General features: G+C 62.2%; 14 protein-coding genes and 1 tRNA gene. 8 read left to right on the top strand and 7 right to left on the bottom strand.

Annotated elements, in window-relative coordinates; genetic code table 11:
• Position 1: 1 nt before the first annotated feature.
• From pepN to QT382_RS14455, 4 genes are all read left to right on the top strand, one after another.
• Complete coding sequence (gene pepN / locus QT382_RS14440) at positions 2–2,692, top strand: aminopeptidase N (RefSeq protein WP_289254804.1); 2,691 nt, start codon at positions 2–4, stop codon at positions 2,690–2,692.
• Positions 2,689–3,699: a class 1 fructose-bisphosphatase gene (locus QT382_RS14445; RefSeq protein WP_289254805.1), complete on the top strand. Its 1,011-nt coding sequence runs from the start codon at positions 2,689–2,691 to the stop codon at positions 3,697–3,699. Before pepN ends, QT382_RS14445 begins: the two co-directional genes overlap by 4 nt.
• 197 nt (positions 3,700–3,896) lie before the next feature.
• Positions 3,897–3,972, top strand: a tRNA-Thr gene (locus QT382_RS14450).
• A gap of 430 nt (positions 3,973–4,402) precedes the next feature.
• Positions 4,403–4,984 (top strand): hypothetical protein, encoded by a 582-nt coding sequence (locus QT382_RS14455; protein WP_289254806.1) that lies wholly within the window; start codon positions 4,403–4,405, stop codon positions 4,982–4,984.
• A 766-nt stretch (positions 4,985–5,750) separates the two neighbouring features.
• On the opposite strand, the gene QT382_RS14460 is transcribed toward QT382_RS14455, so the two are convergent.
• A complete protein-coding gene (locus QT382_RS14460) occupies positions 5,751–5,966 on the bottom strand; it encodes a helix-turn-helix domain-containing protein (protein WP_289254807.1) in 216 nt (71 codons plus the stop codon).
• Positions 5,967–6,089: 123 nt separating this feature from the next.
• Here QT382_RS14460 and QT382_RS14465 point away from each other — a divergent pair, with 123 nt between their 5' ends.
• Positions 6,090–6,536: a hypothetical protein gene (locus QT382_RS14465; RefSeq protein ID WP_289254808.1), complete on the top strand. Its 447-nt coding sequence runs from the start codon at positions 6,090–6,092 to the stop codon at positions 6,534–6,536.
• A gap of 400 nt (positions 6,537–6,936) precedes the next feature.
• Here QT382_RS14465 and QT382_RS14470 read toward each other — a convergent pair whose 3' ends face one another.
• From QT382_RS14470 to QT382_RS14485, 4 genes are all read right to left on the bottom strand, one after another.
• The gene (locus tag QT382_RS14470) at positions 6,937–8,904 is read right to left on the bottom strand and encodes a DUF5906 domain-containing protein (RefSeq protein ID WP_289254809.1); all 1,968 of its coding nucleotides are present in this window, start codon (positions 8,902–8,904) and stop codon (positions 6,937–6,939) included.
• Between the two features lie 83 nt (positions 8,905–8,987).
• On the bottom strand, positions 8,988–9,281 hold the full coding sequence (locus QT382_RS14475) for a helix-turn-helix transcriptional regulator (protein ID WP_289254810.1): 294 nt from the start codon (positions 9,279–9,281) through the stop codon (positions 8,988–8,990).
• 42 nt (positions 9,282–9,323) lie between these two features.
• A complete protein-coding gene (locus tag QT382_RS14480; RefSeq protein ID WP_289254811.1) occupies positions 9,324–10,133 on the bottom strand; it encodes a hypothetical protein in 810 nt (269 codons plus the stop codon).
• Between the two features lie 37 nt (positions 10,134–10,170).
• Positions 10,171–10,542, bottom strand: coding sequence for a hypothetical protein (locus QT382_RS14485; RefSeq protein WP_289254812.1), 372 nt, complete (start codon positions 10,540–10,542; stop codon positions 10,171–10,173).
• Positions 10,543–10,750: 208 nt separating this feature from the next.
• On the opposite strand from QT382_RS14485, the gene QT382_RS14490 reads away from it, so the two are divergent.
• Both QT382_RS14490 and QT382_RS14495 read left to right on the top strand, forming a co-directional pair.
• Positions 10,751–10,960, top strand: a complete 210-nt coding sequence (locus tag QT382_RS14490; RefSeq protein ID WP_289254813.1) for a hypothetical protein — start codon at positions 10,751–10,753, stop codon at positions 10,958–10,960.
• Position 10,961: 1 nt separating this feature from the next.
• Positions 10,962–11,534, top strand: coding sequence for a DUF6879 family protein (locus QT382_RS14495; protein WP_289254814.1), 573 nt, complete (start codon positions 10,962–10,964; stop codon positions 11,532–11,534).
• Between the two features lie 479 nt (positions 11,535–12,013).
• Here QT382_RS14495 and QT382_RS14500 read toward each other — a convergent pair whose 3' ends face one another.
• Entirely contained in the window at positions 12,014–13,204 is a 1,191-nt protein-coding gene (locus QT382_RS14500) for a tyrosine-type recombinase/integrase (protein WP_289254815.1), read from the bottom strand.
• A gap of 294 nt (positions 13,205–13,498) precedes the next feature.
• Between QT382_RS14500 and QT382_RS14505 the strand changes: the two genes are divergently transcribed.
• Positions 13,499–13,678, top strand: coding sequence for a hypothetical protein (locus tag QT382_RS14505; protein WP_289254816.1), 180 nt, complete (start codon positions 13,499–13,501; stop codon positions 13,676–13,678).
• A 13-nt stretch (positions 13,679–13,691) separates the two neighbouring features.
• Here QT382_RS14505 and QT382_RS14510 read toward each other — a convergent pair whose 3' ends face one another.
• Positions 13,692–15,152 carry a sensor histidine kinase gene (locus QT382_RS14510; RefSeq protein ID WP_289254817.1) on the bottom strand — a complete coding sequence of 487 codons (1,461 nt, stop codon included), beginning with the start codon at positions 15,150–15,152 and terminating at the stop codon, positions 13,692–13,694.
• Positions 15,153–15,295: the final 143 nt, after the last annotated feature.

Below are 15,295 nucleotides of genomic sequence, written 5' to 3' on the forward strand. Positions count from 1 at the left end.
CATGCGTGAAGGCACCGCCCCCCTGATCCACCTCGCCGACTACCAGCAGCCGGCCTTCTGGATACGCACGGTCGACATCAGCTTCGACCTGGAACCGGCCAAGACCCTGGTCATCAACAAGATGAAGATAGAGCGCAACACGGCCGTGCCCCACGGCCCGCTGCGCCTGCACGGCGAGGAACTGCAGCTGCTGCGCGTGCTGATCAACGGCGAGAGCGTGTCCTTCCGCCAGGAAGGCCATGAGCTGGTGATCGAATCGGCGCCGGACGCCGACTTCCTGCTCGAGATCCGCAACACCTGCGCCCCGGAGAAGAACACGGCGCTGTCGGGCCTCTACACCTCGGGCGGCAGCTTCTTCACGCAGTGCGAGGCCGAGGGCTTCCGCCGCATCACCTATTTCCTGGACCGCCCCGACGTGATGGCGGTCTACACGGTGACGCTGCGTGCCGACAAGGCCCGCTTCCCGGTGCTGCTGGCCAACGGCAATCTGGTCGAGACCGGCGCGGTCGATGCCAACCGCCATTTCGCCGTCTGGCACGACCCCTTCCCCAAGCCCAGCTACCTGTTCGCCCTGGTGGCCGGCGACCTGGTCCACCGCGAGCAGCGCATCACCACGCGCGCCGGCAAGGACCATCTGCTGCAGGTCTATGTTCGCCGCGGCGACCTGGAGAAGACCGAGCATGCGATGAACTCGCTGATCGCCTCCATCGTCTGGGACGAGGCCCGCTTCAGTCTGCCGCTGGACCTTGAGCGCTTCATGATCGTCGGCGTGTCCGACTTCAACATGGGCGCGATGGAGAACAAGGGCCTGAACATCTTCAACACCAGCGCCCTGCTCGCCTCGCCGGCCACGGCCACCGATGCCGACTTCAGCCGCATCGAGGCCATCGTCGCCCACGAGTACTTCCACAACTGGACCGGCAACCGCGTGACCTGCCGCGACTGGTTCCAGCTGTCGCTGAAGGAAGGCCTGACCGTGTTCCGCGACCAGGAGTTCTCGATGGACATGGCGGCCGCGCCCAGCGCCCGCGCCGTCTGCCGCATCCAGGACGTGCGCCAGCTGCGCGCCATGCAGTTCCCCGAGGACTCGGGCGCCATGGCCCATCCGGTACGCCCGGCCAGCTACGTCGAGATCAACAACTTCTACACCGCCACCGTCTACGACAAGGGCGCCGAGCTGGTGCGCATGTACCAGACCCTGGTCGGCCGCAAGGGCTTCGAGGCCGGCATGAAGCTCTATTTCGAGCGCCATGATGGCCAGGCCGTGACCTGCGACGACTTCGCCCAGGCCATTGCCGACGCCAACCCCGGCTCGGCCCTGAGCACGCGCCTGGATGCCTTCAAGCGCTGGTATTCGCAGGCCGGCACGCCGCGCGTGACCGCCCGCGGCGCCTACGACGCCGCAGCCCAGACGTACACGCTGACGCTGACGCAAGCCAACCCGCCCAGCCCCGGCCAGGACCAGAAGCTGCCCCAGGTGATCCCGGTCGCCATGGGCCTCTTGGGCGCCGATGGCCAGGCCCTGCCGCTGCAACTGCAGGGCGAGGCCGCCGCCGTCGGCACCGAGCGCGTGCTGGTGCTGGAACAGGCCGAGCAGAGCTTCGTCTTCACCCAGGTGGCCTCGGCGCCCGTGCCCTCGCTGCTGCGCGGCTTCTCGGCCCCGGTGCTGCTGGACGACGGCCTCACGGACGCCGAGTTGCTGGTGCTGCTGCAACATGACGCCGATGCCTTCAACCGCTGGGAAGCCAGCCAGCGCCTGGCGCTGAACCGCATCCTGGCCGCGGTGCGCGCCGGCAAGGCCCTGGTGCTGGACGGCGCCTATGTGGAGGCCATGCGCAGCGTGCTGCGCCATCCGCAGCTGGACTCGGCCTTCAAGGAGCTGGCCCTGACCCTGCCCGGCGAGGCCTACATCGCCGAGCAGCTGGACGTGGTCGATCCGCAAGCCATCCATGCCGCCGTCGTAGCAGCGCAGGCCCAGTTGGCCCATTCGCTACGCGAAGACTGGGTAGCGGCCTTCGAGGCCAACCAGGTCACCGGCGGCTACCGCCCCGACCCGGTCTCGTCCGGCAAGCGTGCGCTGGCGAATCTGGCCCTGGCCATGCTGGTGCTGGACGCCGGCCGCAGCGGCGATGCCGTCTGGCCGGGCCGCGCCTACCAGCGCTTCAAGGACGCCGGCAACATGACCGACCGCCTGGGCGCCCTGGCCGCCCTGGTCAATGCCCATGCCGAGCTGGCCGAGCCCGCGCTGCAGCGCTTCCATGCGCTGTTCAAGGACGAGGCCCTGGTCGTGGACAAGTGGTTCGCCCTGCAGGGCCGCGCCAGCGAGAGCGCCGGCAAGACCTTTGCCCGCGTCAAGCAGCTGATGCAGCACCCGGACTTCACGCTCAAGAACCCGAACCGCGCCCGCAGCCTGATCTTCTCGCTGTGCATGTTCAACCCGGCTGCCTTCCATCGTGCCGACGCCGCCGGCTATGTGTTCTGGGCCGACCAGCTGCTGGCCCTGGATGCGATCAATCCGCAGATCGCCGGCCGCCTGGCCCGCGTGATGGACCGCTGGACCAAGCTGGCCGAGCCCTACCGCAGCGCCGCCCGCGAAGCCATCGTCCGCGTGGCTGCCAAGGCCGAGCTGTCCAGCGATGTGCGCGAGATCATCGAGCGCGCCCTTGCCTCCGAAGCCAAGGAACAAGCATGACCCGTCGTGTCAGCCTTACCCAGTACCTGATCGAACAGCAGCGCCAGCACGGCCACATCCCGCAGGAGCTGCGGCTGCTGATCGAGATCGTGGCCCGCGCCTGCAAGCGCATCGCCATCAGCGTCAACAAGGGCGAGCTCGGCGACGTGCTGGGCACGGCCTCCAGCGAGAACGTGCAGGGCGAGATCCAGAAGAAGCTGGACATCATCGCCAACGAGGTGCTGATCGAAGCCAACGAATGGGGCGGCCACCTGGCGGCCATGGCCTCGGAAGAGATGGAAGGCATCTACGTGGTGCCCAACCGCTATCCGCAAGGCGAGTACCTGCTGCTGTTCGATCCGCTCGATGGTTCGTCCAACATCGACGTCAACGTCAGCATCGGCACCATCTTCTCGGTGCTGCGCAAGGTCACCAACCACCGCGGCGTCGGCGAGGAAGACTTCCTGCAGCCGGGCAAGCAGCAGGTGGCGGCCGGCTACTGCATCTACGGCCCGCAGACCACCCTGGTGCTGACCCTGGGCGACGGCGTGGCCATGTTCACGCTGGACCGCGAACAGGGCAGCTTCGTGCTGACCGGCGAGGACGTGAAGATCCCGGAGGACACCAAGGAGTTCGCGATCAATATGTCGAACATGCGCCACTGGGACGCCCCGGTGAAGCGCTACATCGACGAATGCCTGGCCGGCACGACCGGCCCGCGCGGCAAGGACTTCAACATGCGCTGGATCGCCTCCATGGTGGCCGACGTGCATCGCATCCTGACCCGCGGCGGCGTCTTCATGTATCCCTGGGACGCCCGCGAGCCCAACAAGGCCGGCAAGCTGCGCCTGATGTACGAGGCCAATCCCATGGCCTTCCTGGTCGAGCAGGCCGGCGGCGCGGCCACCAATGCCCGCGAGCGCATCCTCGACATGCAGCCCACCAAGCTGCACGAGCGCGTGGCCGTGGTGCTGGGCTCCAAGAACGAGGTAGAGCGGGTCACCAGCTACCACCTGGCTGACAGCTGAAAACTTCTGCTATAGTCGCGGGCTCGCAGCAAGCAGCCGCTTGATGGCGAAGCCGATGTAGCTCAGTTGGTAGAGCAGCGCATTCGTAAGTAGAGGGTTCGAGCCCAAAAGCTCCTGTAGAATCCACCGCTTAGCGCCAGCCGGCCGCAACTAAGAACGCAGTAATAAGGTCGCAAAGAACAGGTTAAGAAGGTTTTGCCGATGTAGCTCAGTTGGTAGAGCAGCGCATTCGTAATGCGAAGGTCGGGAGTTCGACTCTCTTCATCGGCACCACTCCTTGCAGAAGGCCACCCCTCACCGGGTGGCCTTTTTGCTTTCCGCCTCGCATCTTCCGCCTTGCCCTCAATCATGGGCCCAACAGAACATCACTCCACCGGAGTGCAGACGCCTGTACTCGCGCACACCATCCACCCCAGGCACGATTCGCGGACACAAACCGCCCCACCACATCTCCCACCAACTTCAATCATAGTTAAACATCAGCAACCAGCAACAACCAAAGATGGATTTCAAATTCGGAATCAATGCAATCATTGCGGAACAAATTTGTTCTTAAAAATCATAGACTTATTTGCTGTATATAAAGTCAGCACTGCGCCTTTTCCGTTTTTGCACTGCGCCTTTGCCATCGGATCTCTGACTCATTGCACATTACGCGCGGCCTGCTGTACACTGCAGCCTACGCGACGATGAGGAGATGCCCATGTCCGATCCGATCCAGCTAGCCATTGCGAAGCTCCAGGCGAAGCTTCGGGAACAGGAGCGCGCGGCGTCAAAGACCAAGATGGCCATCAACGCACTTTGCGAGGCTGTGGACTTGCCACCGATGTACGCCGAAGACGCCGAAGAGAACCATGACGTTGCTTCGCTCTCGATTCGCTCAGACCAGTTCTATGGTCAACCCCTCGCGGCCGCGATTCGCACCATCTTGGAGATGCGCCGCAAGCAAGATCGCGGGCCAGCCACGGTGAACGAGATTTATGCAGCGCTGATTGAAGGCGGGTTTGCCTTCGATACCCGCAACGAGGAGAACGCGAAGCGAGGGCTGCGGATTAGCCTTACCAAGAACTCTGTCACGTTCCACAAGCTGCCCAACGGCAAGTACGGCCTGTTGGACTGGTATCCGGCTGCAAAGACGAAGCGGCCGAGGAATGGCAGCACGTCTGGGGCTGCGGACGATGATGGCGGAAATGACAACGCCGACTTCGACCTAAGCACCTCGGATGAGGGCAACGAGAATTTCTTTGCAACAGCCGATGACAGCGGCCCAGAAGATGCGCGCTGAACGGATAGGAGCAGAAATGAAGACGTAAGAAGGAAGAAGCCCCGACACCCCGAAGCTCTGTGGCGGAGGGAGGGATGTCGAGGCTGCTTGGCACAGAGGCTGACTACCAATCAGCCTTTAAGTGGTTGGGGGCGACCCAAGCACCTGCACCGTCTATGTAGACCGGCCCGAAGTGTAGTTCGTTCGGGCTGCGCAGGCAATCGACTGCCCCTTCAATCCTTTTCGATTGGAGGTGACGCCATGCGCGTGCTTTCCAAGGTGAAGACCGTCTTTGTGACGGCATACAAGCGCTACCGGTTCGGCCGGTGGGAAGACGTATGCCAGCACTGGCGGTCCCATCCTGGACAGTTGAGTTTGTTCAACTGACCAAGATGGCCTGGCCCACCAGCCAGGTGCGGGGCCGGTTTCGGCCGGCCCCTCATTCACCGAGAAGCGCTCATGTGCCCCTCTGACCCATGTTGACTTCAACTTCAAGGATCAGTCATATGCCCAAGAACGAGCAATCATCGAAGCAGTTGGCGAGCCTCGCCGGCAAAGTGCTTCAGCAGAAATCTGCCACGGAGGCAGCCAAGAAACTGGCAGGGTCCGTCCTGACCCAAGCGCCAGACCGCCGGCCTGCTGGACCCAAGAAGGCCGGCAAGTAGGCCAACGCTAGCTCGCAACACGAAGGCCCCACCTGGGGCCTTCTTTCATTCCAACGCCTTCGGCACTCAATCAACACTGCGCCGACGCTCAGAAGCACCTCGTCGCAGCGGCAGGCTTTTCATCAGAGGTCGGCCGCCATCTCGCAAACGCTACACCGTAAAGCCACGCAAATCTTGCACAGCGTCAGCACAGTGATGTTCCGCTCCCCGCGCTCCACGCCGCCCATATAGGACCGGTCCAGACCAGCCAGGTCTGCCAGTTCTTCTTGGGTCAGGGACAGTTCCTTTCGACGGGCGCGGATGTTCGACCCAAGCACAGCCAATGCGTGCTCGCTCATGCACGCAGGTTCGGCGAATGGTGACTATCAGTCCACGGACTAAGATACCTCATTTTGATCTATGGCCGCACCGTAGGCCGTAGGTGGCCGCCCATCTTGGGCATCAACTGAGGGAAGTCGAAGATGAAAATCAGCCGCATCGCTGCCGGCGCCATTGCCGCCCTGGTCACGTTCGCCGCGACGGGCGCCGAGACCGCCGAACCCGACACGCGCAGCCCACTGGACCGCTACCAAGGTGACAGTCAGTTCTCGATGCTGATGTGCTCGATGACAGTGAAGATGGCGGCAACCACCGGCAGCGGCCCCAGCACTGGCGATGAGAAAACGGACTACGTGGCCTGCGTGTCCAAAGGCAAAGCCACCGCCAAGGCGAACTTCGAGAGTGCGCTGAAGACCCTCAAGAAGCCCAAGGCCCGCGAAGCCCTGAAGTCGTACCACGTCGCTCTGGTTGCCGCGCTGGAGGGCATCAAGCCCGGCACGGATGAGCGCAAGATCAGCTACGAACAGCGCCAGCAGGCACTTGAGCAGAAGATGACCGAGGCCTGGGCGCGCTTCGAAATCGAGAAGTAAGACCCCGCCTCGCAGGCCTGAACAGGTCGCGGCGCAGCAGAAACTGGCGCAGGCGCCGCGATCTGCCCCGCGACTGCGGCGCCCTACAGCCCGACCGCTCCGATGCCGCCTACGGCAATTTCTGCCGGCCTTGCGCGGGCGCGCGTTTTATGGCCCCTGGAAATGCGCTCCATATCTGGGCCGACCACTTCCCGGCACTGCGAGCGAACCGAGTTGACCGAGCGCACCGAATCGGGCGGTCGCGTATAGGGTCATGAACTTGCGCCGAATGCCCTGTCTATCGAACTCTTAAAGAGGTCAACTCGGTCAACTCGGTCCGCTCGCCACATACCCGTCCCATGGGCAAATGGCTGACCGGCGAGTTGACCGAGATGACTGGGCTGTGCGCCCGCCTCACCGATCAGCGCTCCGCCGCCCATCGCTTCCAGTCGATTGGTTGACCAATCGCCGATTCAAAGGCCTTGCGGCATTCGTCAAGGCTGGGGAACTTCCACAGGCGCACCTGCTGGCCTCCGACGCCGATGCGGGGCCGGTATGCAGTGAGCTTCGGGAGAAGGTCATGCAGCACGCGACCCAACTCAGTCTCTGAGCTTCGATGACGCTCCCCAGTGCCGTTGGAGAAATCTCTATACATCTCGTGAAGGTGCAACGTGGGCACCTCAGCCGCCCAGCCGCCCCGCTGCCGGTTGTTCACTCCAGTTGCGAGCATCTCGAAGAGGAACTTGCGGGCACCAATCAGGGAATGGAGCTTGTTGTCGAGCAAGGCCATCGTCTTCGGAATCACACGTGGATTGAATGCGCGGATATCGCGGTCCAGCAGGAATTGCATCAGCGCTTCGCGCCCACCGTTACTCATCTCAACCAGCAACCTCCCGAAGTACTGCTCATCCTGCATACGGGCGTCCGACACATCCATGATGACCATGCGCCGCTCTTCCAGGCCGGCCGGAACCGCCCAGGCGTTGTTTGTCGAGACAAGCAGGCGCGTGAAGTTCGCCACCGAGATTGCATCGCGACCTTTGCCTTCGATCATCCGAGTAGGTTCAGTGATCAGCGCCTTCAGTGCACCCTCTGCTGCCTTATCGCCCGCCCAAAAACCTTCCTCCGACAGAACGCACAGTGCGCGCTCAAGGTGCCGGTTGAAACTGCCGACCAGATGTGATTGCTGGGAGACCATCACGAAGTGCGCACCAAACAAGCTGCCGAAGTGCTTGCAAAAGACGCTCTTCCCGATGCCCATCTTGCCGCGCAACACCAACGCAGTGCCAGGCAACTCTCCGGGCTTCTGCACCGCGTGTGCCATCCAGGACAGCACGTAGGCCGCCAACTCAGCATTGCCCGCACAGATGATCTTTTCAACGTGCTGCAGGAAGAGCCTGCAATCGCCCTTCACCGGCTTCACCGCGAAGCCTTGGAACAGGTTGTAGAAGCCTGGCGCATCCGACCCGGGCGCGAACACCACGCCTCGGTACTCCCTCCGGGAAGGACTGGACTTCCAGATCGAAAACGCATTGACCATCTTGCTCCCGTTGGCGGTATGCACACGCACCAGCCGATTCGCATAGCCGGGCTCAACCTCGTTCGGACGTGCGAATGCGACTGCGGCCACCCCCGTCGAATCGCGCTCCTCCCGCAACACGAGGGCCTTGCCGCCGTTCCAGACCATGGCTATGTCGCGATTGAGTTCTGCAACCACGTCCACGGGCTCCTCGGTTGCCGCGTCAATCAGCGCCTGTAGCTGCTTGGGGCCGTGATCGACAAGGAAGTCATCAAGACCGACCTTGCCGCCATCGGCTGGAAAGTGAATGAACTTCACGACGGCGCCGCGCCCGCGCAGTTCGTCAGCAAGGGCTATCAGCGCTTCGGCGACACCGCGATTGACCTGCACGTCAGGGCTGTCGAATGCGAGGCAGACATTGCGGCCCTGCCAGTGGAACTGATCCAGACCGGGTAGTGGCTGCCTGTCACCTCGCCAACTCCAGACGCCACCAAGCCCAATCGTCGAGAAACCGTGGGCGGTGGCGCAAGCGGCCTTCTTCTCGCCCTCGGTGATCAGAAGCGGTATGCCCACGGTGGTCGCCACGTCGCGCCATGTCTGCGCGCCCACGGGCGGCAGATAGAGATGATTTCCACTGCCCGTTGCCTGCACATACCGGCGCTCCTTCTCCTCGCCCTTGGGTACCCAAGGCTTCAGCGTGCGAAGACGGTAGAACCCGGTCGGCTTCCCATCAAGGTCGAAGTACGGGATTCGAGCGGACGGCACCGGAAGCTTGACTTGCCGATCTTGGCGCGCAGGAACCAATTCGATGCACAACCGCGCCATCAGTTCAGCGCCGATTCCAGAGGGGATGAAGTGCTCGATCAGCATTGGATCGACAACGGCTTTCGCAGCTTTCGGCGCCGTCACGCCGACCGGGCCACGCCTTGCGCCGCCCTTGTTCGTTGACCGACTCACTGCGCCACCCCCTCGGACGTGTGTGCGCGCTCGTTGTCGACCAGCCACTCATCGAGCGCAGCCTTCCGGTAGCGCACCAGTCGGGTCAACTTGACATAGCGTGGGCCGCCGCCCGTGACACGCAGTAGTTCGAGAAGTTGGCGCGATACCTTGAGATACGCCGCAGCGCCCTCCGTGTCGAAGACCTCTCGCGTCCACTTCGCCGCGCCGGTATCGGCTATTTCGTCTTGCCGACTGACTGCGGCGTGGTCAGCCGCCTGTGCAGATTTCTGGGTGATGTGTCGTGGCATTTCGTGCCCTCCTAAAAGCAGGTAGGCACGATCCTCTAGAAGCTAGGGCAGAACGGAAGGACGGGGAGTCTCCACCCCGGCTGCTTCTAGCTGCCGACTGACCCGCGACGCATAGGTGGTCAACGAATTCACCTGGAGCGCGAATCCATGTCGTGCTGCCAGCGCGCTGGCATAAAGCGCAGCGGCCGTCTTTGGGTAGGTCTTCTTCGGCCCATCAAAGCCGATGAGCACCAGCACGTGCATGAGCGCTGAAGCCAGTTCAGTCTCCCGAGGGGTTCCACGCTCGTCAGACCTGGGCAAAGAAAACTTGTCGTCCAGGCCATCAATCAACTGCTGGATATCTCGCCTGAGCCGCACGGCCATCGTCGAAGTGCATAGACCTCGACGCTCCATCTCATCAATGGCCTTCAAGCTCCCCGCCAACGGTGCCTTGAGCTTTGGCAAATCGCTCCGCAGCTTCTTCACGAATGCACGTAGTTGCCCGCGCTTGTGCGCCTCCTGATTCGCGTCGTCACGCCAACCCGCAGCCCACTCGCACAAGAGTTCACAAAGCGTGACCGTCGCGTCGGCAAATTTCCCGTCTCGGACCATATCGTCCATGAGGGCAAGCCGCTCTGCACCTTGGCTCAGTGCCGCATCGCGAGCACCAGCGGAGATCGAGGCAATACCCGGAGGCTCAACGGCGTCGAGGAGATACCTGAGCCGCAGCTTCGGCAAGTCGGCCGTGAACAGGGCTGCTAGGTCATGCTCGAAGGAGCGGATGACGTGAGCAGTTGCCGCCACAATTTCTGCGTTTGCGCCCAACGGCAGATGCTTGAGCCAGCGGTTCGACAACTGGCTGGCCGACGTCATGTCGAAGCCCTGCACATCCCGACCATGTACTTGCGAATCACTTCCCTGCGATGGCCGCCACGATGGCGCCAATCGCGAACATCACGCCGCCCAGCACCAGCATCAAGACCAGCCCATATCCAAGGCATTGCAGCACCAGCGAAATCGCCTGCCCCAGCAGTGACTCCTTTGGAATCTTGAAGCGGTCCACCCGATCCCTGCGCTGATAGCTGACCAGCGTAGGTTTGAAGTTCCGCCAAACCACGTAGTGGGTCTGATTGAACATGAAGTTCGCGGCGGACAGAGCCAGGAACACCACGATGAGGACGCCGAAGAAGACGCCGGGACGCTGGAAGGCACCCACGATCATTGCGGCACCGACGACACCCTTCGCCAGTGAAAGGCCAACCTGCTTCTTGTTGATGTTCATTTAGCTCCCAAAATTCAATGAATTGTTGGATCGCGACAGGCTATCCGACCCGTTGGACGCGAGCCATCAGGCGGAGTGCTGACATACGGCACCACTTAGCCGCCGCTCACCCACTTAACCACCAGCAGTTGAGGAATTTTTTGCCTTGACACAAGGGCGGCCCTGTGGGAAACCACTAGCCGCGAGCTTCTTCGCACTGGAGATGTTCATGGAGCCAATCACCTTGACCCTGCTTGCTAGCGATCCGACAGGCTGCGCTGGTGGGAAATGCCCAACGCTCTACAGGGGTAGCGATGGTCACATTTACGTGCAAGGCTTTGTCGTGGAAGACGCCTTGAAAGCATCCGTGTCCGTGCCGAACGGCGAAGAACTGGTCCGCATCCCGGAGGCGCTCATCAACGCAGTCCGCAACTCTTGATATGCAGGCGTACGAAGCCTTCCAGTTTCTAAGACCTATTGCCCTTAGCGAGTTCGGCGAGGCATTTGACACTTTCACGACTTCGGCCTTTAGGTTGGAATGCCTCACGACCTATCTAGTCGATGAGGAGAGACCTTTTTTTGACTCATACAGCCGAACCGGGAGCTGCGAGGAAGGATTCAACCAAGACTGGCTGGACTTTCTCACTACGGCGAATCGAAAGGGAAAGTCGATTCACCGCTGCCGCATTCTTCCTCAGCCCAACGACGACCAGACGTATTTCAGGTTCGAAGTGGATTGCGGATATCGAAGGAACTTAGAGTGCGGCGAATCGATTAGTTACCTCACACGGGACGATGCTTCAGAGCTGGCTGCTGCTGTACCATTTTTGCTTGATTACTGGCTCTTCGATCACCTCAATGCATACGCGGTCCTCTACGACACAAGAGGGGTCTTCCTTGGCGCCGCCAAGATGGAAGGAGAACTCCCCAAAATTTATGCTGCACTTGCTGATCGCGCCGTCAATATCGCCACACAAATCCCAATAGAAGATGTCTTGGCAAGAATTCGTTAACCTAGCGTCAACGGTGACCGTTGCTGTTGCAACGGTCATATACACCTTTGGGACGTTCCTGCTTTGGCGCACTGGGAAGTCGAGTCTGGATGCACTTCAGGATCAGATCGACCTCCTAAAACGGCAGCATGATTCCCAGAGCGAATTCAACAAGGCAGTCACGAAGGGCGCCACTCTGGACGCCCATCGGGAAATATGGTTGCCGATAATTTCAAATCCCGAATTAGCTCAATTGCTTGAGGAGGACTCCCCAAGTGACAGGAATCGAGTTGCTTGCGAGTTTCTCGGGTCAATTTTAGTGAACCACTGCTCTCGGATATTTGATAACTATCGGGCTCAGATATATGATCCTGAAGAGCTTGATGCGTTTAAGCGCGATGCTCGACACTTGTTCTCCTACGCATTGGTTAGATGGCGTTGGAAAGAGGTATCAAAGTATCACTCAACAGCCTTTAACGACTTCATTCATGCGAATGTGATTAGCTAGTTTTGGCATATTTCGCCAATTCTGCAATTCGCTCCGAGATCGCCTGCATCGGCGCCCGCAGCCGCTCCAGTTCCGGCGAGATGTAGCCGGCCGTCACGTCCTGCTTGTCGGGCAGGCTGTGATTTACCAGCATCTTGATCGCATAGGGCGACGTGTCGAGCGATTCGGCGACCGTGATAAAGGTGTTGCGCAGGCCGTGGATCGTGAACTTCACGGCCAGTTTCTCCTTGGGCTCGGTGATGTGGCCCGACTTGCTGTCGGCCGGGAACACCCAAGGCGACTTCGGAAACATCGTGGCGGTGTCGGCGCATTCCTGCCGGCTCTTCAATAGCTCGATGAGCTGAGTGGACAGGGGCAGCAAGAAGGGTCGGCCACCCTTGGGGCGCGGAATCAGCAGCGCCCGGTTGTCCCAGTCGATGTGCGACCACTCGACACACGCCGCGCTCTCGCGACGCAGGCCGGTGAGCAGGACGAAGCGCAGGTAGTCGCGGCGCACAGGGTTCGCGATGCCCATGACTTCGGCGTGCCATGCGGCCACATCGGCGCTCGGGATCGCCGCCTTGCGCCGCTCTTCGGGGAACCAATCGACCGCGATGGCCGGGTTGACGCCCAGGTCTTCATGGATCTTCAGGGCGCCGTTGTATGCGGCTCGGAAGACCCGGAACGCGCTGTTGGCGACGTAGGGGCCGTGATCCTGGCCGATCTTGCGATGCCGCTCGCGGCAGTCCTTGCGCGTGATCTCCGACAACGGGCGCTTGAGCCAGTCCGACAGGTACTGATCGGCAAGGTAGCGATAGTCAGTGATGGTCCGCGCTGAGCGCTTCTTGTTCGAGGTGAGATGCGTGTCCAGGGCATCTTCGAACGTGACGCCGGTGGACCGCCGCTGCTCTTTCTCGCGGTTCGGGTTGATGCCCTTGCCCATGCGGATGATGAGTTCGCGGGCCTCCTCGCGCGCCTGGGCGACCGTGTACACGCCATAGCGGCCGATGGTCGTTCGTACCGTCTTGCCGTTCACGTCCCGCTGCACGAAGAAGGTCTTGGTGCGGGCGCCGACGCACAGGCCGAAGCCCTTCAGCTCGGTATCGAGATACAGCCGCTGGCGCACGCCGCCGTCCACCATGAGGGGTTGCGCGTCATCGATGGCGGCCTTGGTCAGGCGAACTTGGGCAGTGGTCTTGGCCATGAACTAGTAAGGCTGTAGGAAGGACGGTACTTCGAAGTCAGTAGGGTGACCCACTAACTCTTTAGGACGACTTCCCAGGTACCATACGCGTTCTTAGACCTTCTTAGAAGCCCCACCGGGCCCTCTAGGATTTGGCTGCTGGAATTCGTAATGCGAAGGTCGGGAGTTCGACTCTCTTCATCGGCACCAACACTGGACAAGGGCCTGACGCAAGTCAGGCCCTTTTTCTTTGCTTGCACGGCGGGTCGCCCTACCATTGCCCATCGCCTCCGCGCATCACCTCAAGGACCGGCCATGGAAGTCTCATCCGCCACCGCCAAGCCCGTGCAGGCCGCGGCTCCCGAGCAATCAAAGCCGGTGCGTGAATCCAAGCCGCAGCAAGCCGAACAGGCCAAGCCGGCCGAGCCGCCGCCCAAGCCCAGCATCAGCGCCGAAGGAAAGCCGACCGGCCAGATCATCAACGAACGGGCCTGAGCCAGCCCGCCGCTCAGGCCGCGTCCACGGCCTCGGCCTCGTTGCGCTCCGGCGCGCGCCGCGGCAGCTGCATGGTGAAGCGCGTGCCTTCGCTCAGCGCCGAATGCACCTGCAGCTGGCCGCCCAGGATGACGGTGACCAGGTTCAGCGTGATCGTCAGCCCGAGGCCTGAACCGCCCTGCCCCAGCCGCGTGGTGAAGAAGGGGTCGAAGATCTTGTCCAGCGCTTCTTCCGGGATGCCACCCCCGTTGTCCTCGACGACCAGCTCGAAGCGCTCGTCGTCCAGCGGCCGACCCAGCACGCGGACCCGGCCATCGGCCCGGTCGCCAACGCCGTGCAGCAGCGCGTTCTGCACCAGATTGGCAATCACCTGGCCCAGCGGGCCGGGATAGCCATCACATTCGATGCCCGGCTCGATCTGGGCTTGCACCTCGGCATGGCCCTTGCCGAAGCTGGGCCGCATCGAGCGAAGCAGCTCGCTCACCATTTCGTCCAGCATGAAGCCGCGGCGCCGTTCCGAACTCTGGTCCACGGCCACCTGCTTGAAGCCGGCCACCAGCTCGGCGGCCCGCTGGGTCGAGCGGGCCAGCAGGTCGGAGCTCTCGAATGAAAGATCGACAAAGGCGCGCAGCTCGGCCTTGCGCAGATGGCCCTGCTCCAGCTTGCGGCCGAACTCGCCGGCCGCCTCGCGCAAGGTGCTGGCGGTCAGCGCCGCATTGCCAATCGGCGTATTCAACTCATGGGCGACGCCCGCCACGAGCTTGCCCAGGCCGGCCACCTTTTGCCCACGCACCAGCTCGACCCGGGCCTGGTCCAGCGTGACCATGGCCTGGCGCAGTTCCTCATTGGCCTGGCTCAGTTCCTCGGTGCGACGGGCCACGCGTTCTTCCAGCGTGTGCTGGTGGTCGGCGAGCAGGCGCAGCAACCGGGTCAGGATGTAGGAAACATAGGTGGCCACCACGCTGCAGAAGGCGATCACCACCAGGCTGGTGACCACGTCCAACGGGTTGTCGTCGACGAGGCCCAGGAAGGGTGTGCCGCGCACCTGATGGGTCAGCGTGGCATAGGCCACGACGCCGACGCAGGCCATGCCGGCCAGGCAGAACAGCGCCGTCTGCCGCGGCCGCGACACCACCGAGAACGCGAGCATGCCCGCCGGGAATACCAGCATGGCCGAATCGAACGTGCCCAGGGCCAGCAGCGACAGCGCCGTGGGAACGGCCAGGAATTGCACGCCCAGCAGCAGCCCGGCCAGCATCGGACGACGGGCCAGGGCCAGGCCGATGGAGACCAGGCTCAGCAGGGCACTGGTCAGGGCGGCAGTGAGCGCCGGCGTGGCCATCCGCGAGCCCACGACCAGCAGCAGGATGGCCAGCAGGTTGGCGCCCTGGATGGACACGAGGGCGCGGCGCCGGTAGCGCGCCACCTCCTGGTCCAGGTCCAGCGCATGGGTCGCCCCGAGGACCCGGTTCATGGGCCCCCCTGTTCAATGACAAGGCTATGCAACAGCGCTTGCGGTGCCATGGTCGGATTGGAAGACGGGTGCCCCGATTCTGCCGATGGCTGGGCAATGCGCGTGCCGTCTCTCGTCAAGTTCCTCACGACAACATCGCTTAC

The sequence above is a fragment of the Pelomonas sp. SE-A7 genome, assembly GCF_030345705.1.
Taxonomy (GTDB): domain Bacteria; phylum Pseudomonadota; class Gammaproteobacteria; order Burkholderiales; family Burkholderiaceae_C; genus JAUASW01.

Excerpts from the sequence above, each read along its gene's own strand:
- pepN (WP_289254804.1), top strand. The coding sequence starts at position 2 with ATGCGTGAAGGCACCGCCCCCCTGATCCACCTCGCCGACTACCAGCAG.
- QT382_RS14445 (WP_289254805.1), top strand. The coding sequence starts at position 2,689 with ATGACCCGTCGTGTCAGCCTTACCCAGTACCTGATCGAACAGCAGCGC.
- QT382_RS14455 (WP_289254806.1), top strand. The coding sequence starts at position 4,403 with ATGTCCGATCCGATCCAGCTAGCCATTGCGAAGCTCCAGGCGAAGCTT.
- QT382_RS14460 (WP_289254807.1), bottom strand. The coding sequence starts at position 5,966 with ATGAGCGAGCACGCATTGGCTGTGCTTGGGTCGAACATCCGCGCCCGT.
- QT382_RS14465 (WP_289254808.1), top strand. The coding sequence starts at position 6,090 with ATGAAAATCAGCCGCATCGCTGCCGGCGCCATTGCCGCCCTGGTCACG.
- QT382_RS14470 (WP_289254809.1), bottom strand. The coding sequence starts at position 8,904 with ATGCTGATCGAGCACTTCATCCCCTCTGGAATCGGCGCTGAACTGATG.
- QT382_RS14475 (WP_289254810.1), bottom strand. The coding sequence starts at position 9,281 with ATGCCACGACACATCACCCAGAAATCTGCACAGGCGGCTGACCACGCC.
- QT382_RS14480 (WP_289254811.1), bottom strand. The coding sequence starts at position 10,133 with ATGACGTCGGCCAGCCAGTTGTCGAACCGCTGGCTCAAGCATCTGCCG.
- QT382_RS14485 (WP_289254812.1), bottom strand. The coding sequence starts at position 10,542 with ATGAACATCAACAAGAAGCAGGTTGGCCTTTCACTGGCGAAGGGTGTC.
- QT382_RS14490 (WP_289254813.1), top strand. The coding sequence starts at position 10,751 with ATGGAGCCAATCACCTTGACCCTGCTTGCTAGCGATCCGACAGGCTGC.
- QT382_RS14495 (WP_289254814.1), top strand. The coding sequence starts at position 10,962 with ATGCAGGCGTACGAAGCCTTCCAGTTTCTAAGACCTATTGCCCTTAGC.
- QT382_RS14500 (WP_289254815.1), bottom strand. The coding sequence starts at position 13,204 with ATGGCCAAGACCACTGCCCAAGTTCGCCTGACCAAGGCCGCCATCGAT.
- QT382_RS14505 (WP_289254816.1), top strand. The coding sequence starts at position 13,499 with ATGGAAGTCTCATCCGCCACCGCCAAGCCCGTGCAGGCCGCGGCTCCC.
- QT382_RS14510 (WP_289254817.1), bottom strand. The coding sequence starts at position 15,152 with ATGAACCGGGTCCTCGGGGCGACCCATGCGCTGGACCTGGACCAGGAG.